We start from the raw sequence: 12,159 nt of genomic DNA on the forward strand, positions 1-12,159 counted from the left end.
TCAGGCCGGCGGGCCCGGGTCGGCGGGGAACGGCGCGTACACCGCGTCGGTGCGATCGCGTCGGCCCGTGCGCAGCCCCTCGGGCACCGGCCACTGCCCGGCCGCGTCGTCGACCCGGACCCACTCGGTGGTGGCCACCCGGCGGGCGATCCGCCACACGCCGTCGCGCCGGGCGAAGTCGTCGATGTAGCGGAAGCCGGTGGTCAGGTTGCCGCGCGGCGCCGGGTCGGCACTGCGGTGGAAGGCGATCCCGTACGTCTCCGAACGGGCGAGATCGGGCGTGTCGTCGCGGAAGTCCACCAGGTGGTTGCCGGTCAGATGCATGGTCGAGGTGTATCGGGGGAGCAATCGCCCGATCCATGCGAGGTATTCGTCCACCGTCCCGGTGAAGGCGCCGTGTTCGTCGGTGGCGTCGGGGTGGTAGCACGCGCGGACGGCGTCGAGGTCCATCCGGTCGATGCCCCGGCAGTACCGCGACACCACGTCGCGGATCGCCTGACGGTCGATGAGTCTGCGCAGCTCCACGTCCCCGCCGAAGTCGTCCATGACGCACGACACTACGGTCGGGAGGCATACATCTCCTCGGCCGGGGGGACACCGAACACCTCCGGGCAGCGACGACGTGGCGACGACAAGGGTGATCAGATGGAACCGGCTCTGCGCGAACACGCGGGCGCCGTACGGGAGCTGGCCTCGCGTCTGCTCGACGCGATGCTGAGCGACGCCGGGGTGCGGGCGGCCGGTGGCGACGTGGTGTGCTCGCCGACCGGCCTGTGGCTGGCGCTCGCGGTGCCGGCCGTCGGCGCGGACGGGGACACCGCCGAGGAGTTGGCCGACGTGGTCGGTCTCGCCTGGCCGGAGGCGGCGCCCGCGGTGGACGCGGTGGCGCGTGAGCTGGCCGGGATCGAGGCGCTTGCGGTGGCCACCGGGGTGTGGAGCGCGGCGCCGCTGCGGGCGGAGTTCCGGGCCGCGCTGGCGGAGGTCGAATTCGGGTCGCCGGTGGATCCGGCCGCGCTGGACCGGTGGGTCGCGCGGGCCACGGATGGGCTGATCGAGCGGATACCCGTGCGGATTTCCGAGGCGACGCGGCTGCTCGTGGTCGGCGCGCTCGCGCTGCGCGCCCGCTGGCGGGACGGGTTCGATCCCGCGCGCACGCGCGATCGGCCGTTCCACGCCGCCGACGGCACCCGGGCGCCGGTCCCGATGATGCACCGGGAGGTGCCCGCCGCCGACGTGTGGACGATCGACGGCCGCGACGGCGAGGTCACCGTGGTGGAACTGCCGTGTGTGGGGGAGCGGCCCGCACGGGTGCGCTTCGCGCTGGGCCCGCCGCAGGCCCCGCCCGCGTCGGTGATCACCGCCGGGTGGGCGCCGCGCGAGACGGGGAAGCCGTACGAGGGCGCGGCGGTGGAGGTGGCCGTACCGCGCTTCGAGCTGCGCACCCGGCTCGACGTGGTGCCCCGGCTGCGGGCGCTGGGCGTGACGGCGCCGCTGGGCGACGCCGCGGACTTTCGCTGGGCGACCGACGAGCCGGTGCGGATCGACGCGATGGTCCAGGAGTCGCTGCTGCGGGTCACCGAGGAGGGCGTCGAGGCGGCGGCGGTGAGCGCCGTCACGCTCACTCCCGTGAGCTTTACGCCCAAGCCGCGTCCGGTGTGCTTCGACCGGCCGTTCGCGTGTGTGGTGACGGATCCCACCGGCTACGTGCCGCTGTTCGCCGGCTACCAGGCCACGGTGCCTCGGGAGGCGGCGGCGCCGACCTCCCGGTAGCGGGGGTCGGGCACACCCGCGTAGACCACGGTCATGGTCAGCCGGACCGGCTCGGCGCGGGTGTTGCGGTACACGTGTGGCCGATCGCCGCGCATCCGCAGTGCGTCGCCGGGCCCGACGGTGAACGTCGCGCCGCCCACCTCGACGGTCACCGTGCCCTCGTGCACGTGCAGAAGCTCACGCGTACCGGTCGGGTGCGCGTCGGCGGACACTTCGTCGTGTGCCGCCAGGCGCAGTTCCCACAGCTCGGTGAACGGCGCGGTGGTGTCGTTGATCAGCAGGCGGAAGACGCTCTCCCGGCCGCCGGGGCGGGTCGGCGCGTCGTCGCGGCGGGCCACGTGGCCCAGTTCCTCGGGCGGCTCGACCAGCCGGCCGATCGCGATGCCGAGGGTGGCCGAGATCCGGGCCAGGGTGGCGATGCTCGGGTTGGTCCGGCAGGTCTCGATCTGCTGGAGCATGTTGCGGCTCACCCCGGAGCGGCCGGCGAGTTCGTCCAGCCGCCAGCCCCGGGCCTGCCGGGCGGCGCGCAAATTGGCGGCGAGGGTGTAGCCGACGGCTTCGGCGGGATCGGTCATGGCGCGATTGTGTCCTTGGGTCCAAAATACTGTGTCCATGACACAGAATAATGTGCACGGACCGGAAGTCGGGCAGGACACGACCGAAGTCGAGGCCGCGGGGGGCCGCGCCGAAGTCCGGATCCGGCGTCCGGTGCGGCGGTTGCTCGGGGTGGGGCTGGTCGACTACCTGGGCGTGGGGTTGTTCGTTGCGTTCTCCGCCGTCTACTTCACCCGAATCGTCGGTCTGTCCACCGGCGGTGTGGGTCTGGGCCTCGGGCTGGCCGGACTGATCGCGCTCGGTACGGCGGTGCCGATCGGCCGGCTCGCCGACCTCGTGGGGGTACGCAACACCCTGGTCGCCCTGCACCTGGCCCGCGCGGCCGGCACCGCCGGCTATGCGGCCGTGGGCGAGTGGTGGGGCTTCCTCGTCGCGGTCGCCGTGGTCACCACGGCCGACCAGAGCGTGTCCGCGCTCACCCAGGCGTTCGTGGCCGAACTCGCCGACGGCGCCGACCGGGTGCGCACCCTGGCCGCCTACCGCACGGTGGCCAACCTCGGGATCAGCCTCGGCGCCCCGCTCGGCGGCCTGGCCATCGGCCTGGACGACGCGGCGGCGTTTCGCGCGGTCGTGCTGGTCAACGCCGCCGCTTTCGTCCTCGTGGCCGCACTGCTCGCGACCATCCCGGTGCCGCCGGCCCGGGGCGCGGCGCCGCGGGTGTCCGGGTGGGGCGCGCTGCGCGATCGGCGGGTGTGGGGGCCGGCCTCGATCGACACGCTGCTCCAACTGTGGCTGCCGGTGCTCAATCTGGGCATCCCGCTGTGGCTGACCACCCGCGGCGGGTTGTCCGCGTCCTGGCTCGGCGCGCTGTACGCGGTCAACACCGTCTTCGGCGTGGTGTGCCAGATGCCGGCCGCCCGGCTCGCGATGTCGGTCCGCGCCGCGCGGCGCTGCCAGGTGGCGGCCGGCGCGCTGCTCGCGGCGGCGTGCGTGCTGCTGTGGTCGGCCGAACGGGCCCCCGCCGCCGTGGTGTTTCCGATCGGCGTACTGCTGCTGTCCTGCGGCGAGGTGATCGCGGTGTCCGCCGCCTGGACGTTGTCCTACGCCGTCGCACCGGACGACCGCCGGGCCGAATACCTGGCCGCGTTCGGCATGGGCCGCTCGGTCGGGCGCCACGTACTCGGCCCGATCCTGATCACCGGACTGCTCCAGGCCGTGGGCGGCATCGGGTGGGGCGTCCTGGCGGCCCTGTTCGCGAGCGCGGGCGTCGGCACGCTGTTCGTCCGCCTCCCGCCCGATCGCCCGGCCGCCGACGCACGCGAAGCCTGAGCGGCACGTCGTGCGCACGCCCGCGCTGTGGTAGTCCTGATCGACCACCACGACCGTCTTCGGGAGTACGCGGAGGAGCACGCATGGATCAGGCCCGCTTCGGGATCACCGTTCCGCTCGACGCCCCGCTCACCGAACACCCGCGCCTGATCCGCGAGTTGCGCAGGGCCGGCTACACCGACGTCTGGTCGGCCGAGGTGGATGGCTCGGACGGCTTCACCCCGCTCACCGTGGCGGCCCTCGCCGACCCGGACGTGCGCCTGGGCACCGCGATCGTCTCGCCGTACACACGCGGCCCGGCCACCCTGGCGATGAGCGCGGCGGCGCTCGCCGAGGTGGCCCCCGGCCGCTTCCACCTGGGCCTGGGCGCCGGCTCCGCGCCGATCGTCGAGGGCTGGAACGGGGCCGAGTTCGACCGGCCCTTTCAGCGGGTGCGGGACACCGTGCGGTTCCTGCGCGCGGCGTTCGCGGGGGAGAAGGTCACCGAGGAGTACGAGACCTTCGCGGTGCGCGGCTTCCGGCTGTCCCGGCCGCCGCAGAGCCCGCCGCCGATCCTGGTCGCCGCGCTGCGCCCGGGCATGTTGCGGCTCGCCGGCCGGGAGGCCGACGGCGCGATCCTGAACTGGCTCTCCGCGAAGGACGTCGAACGTGTGGTGCCGTTCGTGCGCGAAGGCGGCCCGGACAAGGAGATCGTCGCGCGGATCTTCGTCGTGCCGACGGGAGACCGGGACACCGCGCGGGCGATCGGCCGACGGATGATCACCGCCTACCTCACCGTCCCGGTCTACGCCGACTTCCACCGATGGCTCGGGCGCGAGGAGCAGTTGGCGCCGATGTGGGAGGCGTGGGCCGAGGGCGACCGCAAGCGGGCCCTCGACCTGGTCCCGGACGCGGTGCTCGACGACCTGATCGTGCACGGCGAACCGGCCGAGTGCCGGGCGCGGATCGCCCGCTACGTCGCGGCGGGCGTCACCGTCCCGGTCCTGGCCGTCATCGACCCCCGCCCCGGCGCCGACCCGATCGAGGCGGCACTCGCCCTGGCCCCGACGACGGCCGGCTGAGCGCCGGCCGGCCGATCAGAGCCCGAGCACCCGCAGGGCGTTGGTCCGCAGGAACTTCGGCCACACCTCGTCCTTGAAGCCGACCCCGGGCAACTCGGCGAAGATCCGGTCCAGGGTCAGCCCGTACGGGAAGTAGCCCGCGTACATGACCTTGTCCGCCCCGCGCGTGTTCGCGTAGTCGACGATCGCGCGCGGGTAGTGCTTGGGCGCGAACGCCGACGAGGACCAGTGCAGGCCCGGCCACTTGAGCATCAGCTTGACCGCCAGGTCGCACCACGGCTCGCCGCCGTGACGCAGCACCACGGTCAGCTCCGGGAAGTCGTAGCAGACCCGGTCGAAGCGCATCACCTCCTGCGCCGCGGCCGGTACCCGGGGCCCGGGGATGCCCGCGTTCACGAACACCGGCAGGCCCAGCTCCACACAGGTCGCGTAGAGCGGATACGCCAGCCGGTCGTCGATCGGCACCGGGGGTGTGCAGCCGCACGGGAAGAAGGTCGCGGCCAGGATGCCCACCTCCTCGCGTGCTCGGCGCAATGCCCGCACGCCCGCCATCACGTCGGTCGGATCCACCTGGAAGCTGCCGAGCAGCCGATCCGGGTGCCGGCGCACCGCGTCGAGCGTGTCCGGGTCCTCGAACGAGACCGGGATCAGCGCCTTCTCCACCCCGAACCGGTCCATCTCGCGCAGCAGATCCTCGGCCGAGGAATCGGTGCGCTCCATGTCGGGCAGATCCTTGAACATGTAGCCGGCCGGGTGGGTCATCCCGGTCCGGCTGTCCTCGTCCCGCAGGGTGCCCGCCATCGCGGTCGCCCACCAGCGCCGGTCCCGATTCGGCAGACCCATCAGCAGGTCGACCACGCCGATGCCGTCCGGAATACCCATGCACACCTCCGTACAACGGAAACGATCCCGGAGCCGGCCCGAGCCGTGGCGCGGTCGGGACTCCGGGATCGTTTCGTGGCTTGATCGGTTCGTGGCCGCGCGGACCCTAGCGGGTGACCACGATCGACGAACCGTGCCCGAACAGGCCCTGGTTGGCGGTGATGCCCACCCGGGCGCCCGCCACCTGGCGAGCGCCGGCCTCGCCGCGCAGTTGCCAGGTCAACTCGCAGACCTGGGCGATCGCCTGCGCGGGCACCGCCTCGCCGAACGAGGCCAGGCCGCCGGAGGCGTTGACCGGGATCCGGCCGCCGATCTCCGTCGCGCCGTCGCGCAGCAGCTTCTCCGCCTCGCCGGGCGCGCAGATGCCCAGGTCCTCGATCCAGTCCAACTCCAGGGCGGTGGACAGGTCGTAGACCTCGGCCAGGCTCAGATCCTCGGGCCCGATGCCGGCCTCCTCGTACGCGGCGTGCGCGAGCGAGGCGCGGAAGGACAACTCCTGCGGGGCGACCGCCGCCGACGAGTCGGTCGCGATGTCGGGCAGCTCGATCAGCGCGCTCGGGAAGGTCGGGGTGACCGTGGAGACCGCCGAGATGCGCACCGGGTCGGTGGTGTGCCGGGCGGCGAACTCCTTGCTGCACAACACCACGGCCGCCGCGCCGTCGGAGGTGGCGCAGATGTCCATCAGCCGCAGCGGGTCGCACACGATCGGCGAGGCGGCCACGTCCTCGGCGGTGAACGCCTTGCGGTAACGGGCGTTCGGGTTGCCCAGGCCGTTGCGCGCGTTCTTGACCTTGACCCTGGCGAAGTCCTCGACCGAGGCGCCGTACAGGTCGATCCGACGCCGGGCGTACATCCCGAAGTAGGCCGGGTTGGTGGCGCCGAGCAGGTGGAAGCGCACCCAGTCCGGGTCGTCGGGACGGTCCCCGCCGACCGGCGCGAAGAAGCCCTTGGGGGCCGCGTCGGCGCCGACCACGAGGGCCACGTCGCACAGGCCGGCGAGGATCTGCGCGCGAGCGCTCGCGATGGCGTGCGAGCCGGACGCGCAGGCCGCGTACGAGCTGGAGATGCGCGCCCCGGTCCAGCCCAGCGCCTGGGCGAAGGTGGCGCCGGCGACGAAGCCCGGGTAGCCGTTGCGGATGGTGTCCGCGCCCGCCACGAACTGGATGTCCTGCCACGCCAGTCCGGCGTCCTTCAGCGCGTCCTGGGCGGCCTTGACGCCGTACTCGACGAAGTTGCGGCCCCACTTGCCCCACGGGTGCATGCCCGCGCCCAGGACGACGATCTCGCGGTCGTTGCTCATGCCCGAACCTCCACCGGCCGTACGTTCCACGTGGTGTGCACGTACTCGTCGTCCTCGTACAGCACGCCGGGCACGATCTCCACCGGGTCGCCGACCTTCAGGTCGTCCACGCCCACCCCGGGCGCGCCCTGGCCGAGCACGATCAGGCCCTCGGCCTCCAGGCGCACCGCGACGATGGTGTACGGCCGCCATTCGACGTCCGGATCGGACACGAACGGCGCCGGCGGGCGGTAGCCGGCGTTCGTGTACGACCACACGGTGCCGCGCTTGGACAGCGGCACCTCGGCGAACTCGGTGCCGGAGCACGCCGGGTTGCCGCAGAACGTCTCCCGGCGCGGGAAGAACACGGTCCCACAGGCGGTACACCGGGTGCCGAGGAGGGAGAAATCCTCCCCGGACGTGGTGAACCAACCGGGGACCACGGGCTTGTGGTCCTTCGTCACGGGGCCCTCCAACTCGTCTGGCCGTCTCGTCCGATGTGTGTACGGACCACAGTCTGACGGATCGTCAGTTCCGTGCGCCAACCCGGCCGGGGGTATTTACGGTCACACCCGCCGGCGTGCCGGGGTGGGTATTCCACGTCCCATCAGACCCGACGCCCGCCACAGTCGCAGGCCCGGCCCGCCGAGCAGGCCCTGCTCGTCGTAGAAGGCGATCAGCCGCCGCGACCAGTGGGCGAGCGTGTCCGACCGGTGCGGATTGGCCCGCGCGGTGCGATACGCCTCGGCCGGATCCAGACCCACCGCCGCGTACACCCCGGGGTGCACCAGACGGGTGGCGATGATGTGCGCGGCGCGGGCCAGCGCGAGCCGGGTGATCGCCCGCTCCGCCCGGGACAGGTGCGGCGCGCCCCGAGCCACCTCGTCGCGCGCGTAGCGCACGTGCCGGGCCTCCTCGACCACGTGGATCCGGGCGGTCCGCCGGGTGATCGGCTGCAGCGACTCGTCGGCCATCATCTCGCGCTGCATCGTGTCCAGGACCTCCTCGGCGATCAGTGCCATCGCGAAGGCCTGCACGCCCGAGCCGAACGTCTTCATCGCCCGCGCCGCCATGTGCGCGTACGGGCCGGGTCCGTACTCCGGGCACTCCAGCTTGTCGATCAATCGGCCGAACATGGTCGAGTGCCGGCACTCCTCGGCGATCTCCATGAACGCGTACTGCACGTGTCGCGAGGTCAGCGGCCGGTCGTAGACGTGCCGGATGAGCAGTTGCATCAGCACGACCTCGAACCAGATGCCGACACTGGCCATCGAGGCGACCTCGTGCCGGGACAGGTCGACGCGCTGCCGCTCGCTCATCCGCTCCCACAGCGGCGTGCCGTACAAAGTGACCCGATGCGCGGGCAGGAAGTAGGCGCCGTCGACCAGTGGGGCGTCCCAGTCGACGTCGGTGATCGGGTCGAACGCGTGCGCGTGGGACGCGGCCAGCAGCCGTTCCGCGACGCGTTCGCGGTCGGTGCCGCAGTCGCTGACGATGGGGTGTGGGCCGGGCATGCGGGGCCTCCTTCGCCGGATGTGCCGCCGGACTTGTTTCCCGTCGGTAACATCCCGCGTTCGCTCCGCCGCGTCCAGAGTCCCCACGAAGATCCTTTCCGACTCGCCCGGGGGATGCGCGCGCGGGCGCGAGATGGCAGGGTCGGGGGGCACACCGCGTGGAGGGGGCAACAAAGATGACGGAATCGAGCGAGCGGGCCGAGTTGCTGTGGCAACCGTCGGCCGAGCGGGTCGCCGCCGCGGCGGTCACCCGCTATCGCGCGTGGCTCGCCGCCGAACGCGGCGTCCACGCCGAGGACTACGCCCGCTTGTGGGAATGGTCGACCACCGAACCCGAGGCGTTCTGGGCCTCGCTGTGCGATTGGTTCGACCTCGACCTGGGCGATCGTGAGGTGGTACTGGCGGACCGGACCATGCCCGGTGCCCGCTGGTTCCCGAACGCCCGGCTGAACTACGCCCGGCAGGCGCTGCGGCACACCGAGGACGGCGACCCGGAGCGCCCGGCGATCGTCCACCTGGACGAGGAGCTGATCCCGCGCGAGATCTCCTGGGCCGAGCTGCGCCGCCAGGTGGCGTCCTGTGCGGCCACCCTGCGCGAGCTGGGCGTGCGCCCCGGCGACCGGGTCGCGGCCTACGTGCCGAACACCCCGCACGCGGTGATCGGGCTGCTCGCCTGCGCCTCGATCGGCGCGGTGTGGTCGGCCTGCGCGCCCGACTTCGGCGCGCGCAGCGTGCTCGACCGGTTCCAGCAGATCGAGCCGGTGGTGCTGCTCGCGGTGGACGGCTACCGCTACGGCGGCAAGGAGGTCCGCCGCGCCGACGTGGTCGCCGAACTGCGCGAGGGCCTGCCGACCGTGCGACACGTGTTGCATGTACCGCTGCTCGACGAGCCGACGCCCGACGGCGTGCTGCCCTGGGCCGAGGTGATCGGGCGCGACCTGCCCGCCGACGGGATCGACTTCGAGTCGGTCGGCTTCGACCACCCGCTGTGGATCCTGTACTCGTCCGGCACCACCGGTCTGCCCAAGGCGATCGTCCAGGGTCACGGCGGGATCGTGCTCGAACACCTGAAGGAGGCCGCGCTCCAACTCGACCTGGGCCCGAACGACCGCTTCTTCTGGTACACCTCCACCGGCTGGATGATGTGGAACATGCTGGTCGGCGGCCTGCTCGCGGGCACCACGATCGTGCTCTACGACGGCAGCCCCGGCTACCCGGGCCCCGAGGCCCAGTGGACCGTGGTGGAGCGGGCCGGGGTGACCTGGTTCGGCACCTCCGCCGCCTACGTGATGGCCTGCCGCAAGAAGGGGCTGACCCCGCGCGTCTCGCACGACCTGAGCCGGGTGCGGGCGCTGGGCACCACCGGCTCGCCGCTCCCGCCCGACGGCTTCCGCTGGGTCTACGACGCGGTGGGCGCCGACATGTGGCTGGCCTCGGTCAGCGGCGGCACCGACGTGTGCAGCGCCTTCGTCGGTGGCAGCCCGGACCTGCCGGTGTATCTCGGCGAGATCCAGTGCCGGGCCCTGGGCTGTGCGGTCGAGGCATGGGACGAGCAGGGCCGGCCGGTGGTCGACGAGGTCGGCGAGCTGGTGATCACCCAGCCGATGCCCTCGATGCCGATCCACTTCTGGAACGACCCCGGCGACGCGCGCTACCGGGCCAGCTACTTCGACACCTACCCGGGCGTGTGGCGGCACGGCGACTGGATCACGCTCACCGAGCGCGGCACGGTCGTCGTGCACGGCCGCTCCGACTCGACGCTGAACCGGCAGGGCGTGCGGATGGGGTCGAGCGACATCTACGAGGCCGTCGAACGCCTCCCCGAGGTGCGCGAGTCGCTGGTGGTGGGCCTGGAGCTACCCGACGGTGGCTACTGGATGCCGCTGTTCGTGGTCCCCGCGCCCGGCCACACGCTCGACGAGGCGCTCCAGGCCCGGATCCGCGCGGTGATCCGCGAGGAGGTCTCGCCCCGGCACGTCCCGGACGAGATCATCGCCGCGCCGGGCGTGCCGCACACCCTCACCGGGAAGCGGATCGAGATCCCGGTGAAGAAGCTGCTCCAGGGGCGCGCCCTGGAGGACGCGGTCAACCCCGGCTCGGTCGACGACCTCGACGTGCTGCGCTTCTACGCCGAGGTGGGCCGCTCGCGGGCCCGGGCGCAGGAGAGCAGGCAGGCGGACAAGCCGGCCGACAAGCCCGAGGACAAGCCCGTGGACAAGCCTCTGGACAAGTAGGTCGAGAATCCGACGTAGGCGGTGGAACGGGCCGGACCGGTGCGGAACGGCCCGCAACATCCGATGAACACAACACTGTGACGCGTACGGAGTAGTGCGGAGCAAACGGGCGTCGGCGGTGGCACGATCAGGTGCATGCCCGAGACGTCACGTCGCACCCAGCGCTTCCTCGGACGTCTCCCGGTGTTGGCCGCGGTCCTGATCGCGGGGTCGGTCACCGCCTACGTCGCGCTCGCGCTGACCCGACCGGCGACCATGTGGTGGCTCGGCGACCTGCGGGTCTACCAGGCCGGCGGGCGGGCCATCCTGGACGGTCGGGGGCGGCTCTACTCGATGTCGGTCGGGATGGCCCACCTGCCGTTCACCTACACCCCGTGCGCCGCGCTGCTGTTCACCCCGCTGGCCTGGTTGCCGTGGGGCGTGCTGCGCTGGGTGTCGGTCGCGGGCAACCTCGCGTTGCTCACCCTGGCCGCGCACCTGGCCTGGGGCATGGTCGGCGTGCGCCGCCCGCGCCGACTGCCCGCGGCGGCGATCACCGCCGCCGTGCTGTTGTGGAGCGAACCCGTCCAGGAGACGCTGCGGTTCGGCCAGATCAACCTGCTCCTGCTGGTGGTGATCCTGGCCGACCTCTCCCGGGCGCCCGATGCCCGGCTGCGCGGCTGCGGGGTGGGCCTGGCGGCCGGGCTCAAGCTCACCCCGGCGATCCTGATCCCCTACCTGTTCCTGACCGGCCGCATGCGCGAGGGGCGCAACGCCGTCCTCGCGCTCGGGACCGGGCTGTTCGTCGCCTTCGCCGTGCTGCCGCGCGAGTCGCTGCGCTACTGGGGCGGCCTGTTCCTCGACGACACCCGGGTCGGCCCGGTCCAGGTACCGGGTAACCAGTCGCTGCGCGGGATACTGATCCGCCTCACCCACGAGGCACCCCCGCCGGGGCCGCTGTGGTTCGCGATCGCGGGCGCGGTCGGCGTCGGCGGCCTCGCCCTGGCCGCGGTGATCGGCCGCAGCCGACCCGACGACCCGCGACGCGACCTGGCCGGACTGTGCGTCACCGCGCTGACCGGACTGTTGGTGTCGCCGATCTCGTGGACCCACCACTGGGTGTGGATCGTGCCGGGTGGTGTGCTCCTGGTCGACGCCGCCCGCCGGGCCGGTCCGTTCCGGACCCGGGCCGGGCTCGCCGCGCTCGCCCTGGTCGTGCTCACCGCCGCGGTGCCGGGACGCCGGGTGGAGCTGCCGGTGCCGGTGCCGACCGGGCTGATCTGGCAGGTGCCCTACCGCGACGGCCGCGAACTGCGGCTCGCCGGGTGGGATCTGGTGCTGGCCGACGCGTACACTCTCGCCGGGCTGGCCGCGCTGCTCACGATCGCGGTGGGTCTGGCCGCGAGCCGGCGAAAGTGCGCGAGCGCGTCGGTGGAAGCCGTTACGCTCGATCCGCCGGAACCGGTGGGCCGACCGTCCCCGGGGAGTTCCACGCCCACCCCGGCCGGGGTGTAGCCCCCGTCCGGACGGACGTGGGGTCACGGTCCGCGGTTCCC

General features: G+C 72.8%; 11 protein-coding genes. 5 read left to right on the forward strand and 6 right to left on the reverse strand.

Going from position 1 to position 12,159, the window contains the following annotated elements; genetic code table 11:
- Positions 1 to 546 (reverse strand): nuclear transport factor 2 family protein, encoded by a 546-nt coding sequence (locus ACWGR4_RS36950; RefSeq protein ID WP_380000971.1) that lies wholly within the window; start codon positions 544 to 546, stop codon positions 1 to 3.
- A 99-nt stretch (positions 547 to 645) separates the two neighbouring features.
- Here ACWGR4_RS36950 and ACWGR4_RS36955 point away from each other — a divergent pair, with 99 nt between their 5' ends.
- Positions 646 to 1,770: a serpin family protein gene (locus tag ACWGR4_RS36955; RefSeq protein WP_452129608.1), complete on the forward strand. Its 1,125-nt coding sequence runs from the start codon at positions 646 to 648 to the stop codon at positions 1,768 to 1,770.
- Here the strand turns inward: ACWGR4_RS36955 and ACWGR4_RS36960 are convergent.
- The gene (locus ACWGR4_RS36960) at positions 1,722 to 2,345 is read right to left on the reverse strand and encodes a helix-turn-helix domain-containing protein (protein ID WP_452129609.1); all 624 of its coding nucleotides are present in this window, start codon (positions 2,343 to 2,345) and stop codon (positions 1,722 to 1,724) included. The two genes, ACWGR4_RS36955 and ACWGR4_RS36960, sit on opposite strands and share 49 nt — an antisense overlap.
- A 37-nt stretch (positions 2,346 to 2,382) precedes the next feature.
- On the opposite strand from ACWGR4_RS36960, the gene ACWGR4_RS36965 reads away from it, so the two are divergent.
- The gene (locus ACWGR4_RS36965) at positions 2,383 to 3,654 is read left to right on the forward strand and encodes an MFS transporter (RefSeq protein WP_452129610.1); all 1,272 of its coding nucleotides are present in this window, start codon (positions 2,383 to 2,385) and stop codon (positions 3,652 to 3,654) included.
- An 83-nt stretch (positions 3,655 to 3,737) separates the two neighbouring features.
- A complete protein-coding gene (locus ACWGR4_RS36970; RefSeq protein ID WP_452129611.1) occupies positions 3,738 to 4,715 on the forward strand; it encodes an LLM class F420-dependent oxidoreductase in 978 nt (325 codons plus the stop codon).
- 15 nt (positions 4,716 to 4,730) lie between these two features.
- Here ACWGR4_RS36970 and ACWGR4_RS36975 read toward each other — a convergent pair whose 3' ends face one another.
- From ACWGR4_RS36975 to ACWGR4_RS36990, 4 genes are all read right to left on the reverse strand, one after another.
- On the reverse strand, positions 4,731 to 5,597 hold the full coding sequence (locus ACWGR4_RS36975) for an amidohydrolase family protein (protein ID WP_452129612.1): 867 nt from the start codon (positions 5,595 to 5,597) through the stop codon (positions 4,731 to 4,733).
- A gap of 106 nt (positions 5,598 to 5,703) precedes the next feature.
- Positions 5,704 to 6,897 carry a lipid-transfer protein gene (locus ACWGR4_RS36980; protein ID WP_452129613.1) on the reverse strand — a complete coding sequence of 398 codons (1,194 nt, stop codon included), beginning with the start codon at positions 6,895 to 6,897 and terminating at the stop codon, positions 5,704 to 5,706.
- A complete protein-coding gene (locus ACWGR4_RS36985; protein WP_452129614.1) occupies positions 6,894 to 7,340 on the reverse strand; it encodes a Zn-ribbon domain-containing OB-fold protein in 447 nt (148 codons plus the stop codon). Before ACWGR4_RS36985 ends, ACWGR4_RS36980 begins: the two co-directional genes overlap by 4 nt.
- Positions 7,341 to 7,442: 102 nt before the next feature.
- A complete protein-coding gene (locus ACWGR4_RS36990; protein ID WP_452129615.1) occupies positions 7,443 to 8,390 on the reverse strand; it encodes an AurF N-oxygenase family protein in 948 nt (315 codons plus the stop codon).
- A 176-nt stretch (positions 8,391 to 8,566) separates the two neighbouring features.
- Here ACWGR4_RS36990 and ACWGR4_RS36995 point away from each other — a divergent pair, with 176 nt between their 5' ends.
- On the forward strand, positions 8,567 to 10,624 hold the full coding sequence (locus tag ACWGR4_RS36995; protein ID WP_452129616.1) for an acetoacetate--CoA ligase: 2,058 nt from the start codon (positions 8,567 to 8,569) through the stop codon (positions 10,622 to 10,624).
- A 135-nt stretch (positions 10,625 to 10,759) separates the two neighbouring features.
- Complete coding sequence (locus tag ACWGR4_RS37000) at positions 10,760 to 12,118, forward strand: glycosyltransferase 87 family protein (protein WP_452129617.1); 1,359 nt, start codon at positions 10,760 to 10,762, stop codon at positions 12,116 to 12,118.
- Positions 12,119 to 12,159 lie beyond the last annotated feature (41 nt).

The organism is Embleya sp. NPDC055664, from assembly GCF_053618075.1.

Excerpts from the sequence above, each read along its gene's own strand:
- ACWGR4_RS36975 (WP_452129612.1), bottom strand. The coding sequence starts at position 5,597 with ATGGGTATTCCGGACGGCATCGGCGTGGTCGACCTGCTGATGGGTCTG.
- ACWGR4_RS36995 (WP_452129616.1), top strand. The coding sequence starts at position 8,567 with ATGACGGAATCGAGCGAGCGGGCCGAGTTGCTGTGGCAACCGTCGGCC.
- ACWGR4_RS36990 (WP_452129615.1), bottom strand. The coding sequence starts at position 8,390 with ATGCCCGGCCCACACCCCATCGTCAGCGACTGCGGCACCGACCGCGAA.
- ACWGR4_RS36955 (WP_452129608.1), top strand. The coding sequence starts at position 646 with ATGGAACCGGCTCTGCGCGAACACGCGGGCGCCGTACGGGAGCTGGCC.
- ACWGR4_RS36950 (WP_380000971.1), bottom strand. The coding sequence starts at position 546 with ATGGACGACTTCGGCGGGGACGTGGAGCTGCGCAGACTCATCGACCGT.
- ACWGR4_RS36970 (WP_452129611.1), top strand. The coding sequence starts at position 3,738 with ATGGATCAGGCCCGCTTCGGGATCACCGTTCCGCTCGACGCCCCGCTC.
- ACWGR4_RS37000 (WP_452129617.1), top strand. The coding sequence starts at position 10,760 with ATGCCCGAGACGTCACGTCGCACCCAGCGCTTCCTCGGACGTCTCCCG.
- ACWGR4_RS36960 (WP_452129609.1), bottom strand. The coding sequence starts at position 2,345 with ATGACCGATCCCGCCGAAGCCGTCGGCTACACCCTCGCCGCCAATTTG.
- ACWGR4_RS36965 (WP_452129610.1), top strand. The coding sequence starts at position 2,383 with ATGACACAGAATAATGTGCACGGACCGGAAGTCGGGCAGGACACGACC.
- ACWGR4_RS36980 (WP_452129613.1), bottom strand. The coding sequence starts at position 6,897 with ATGAGCAACGACCGCGAGATCGTCGTCCTGGGCGCGGGCATGCACCCG.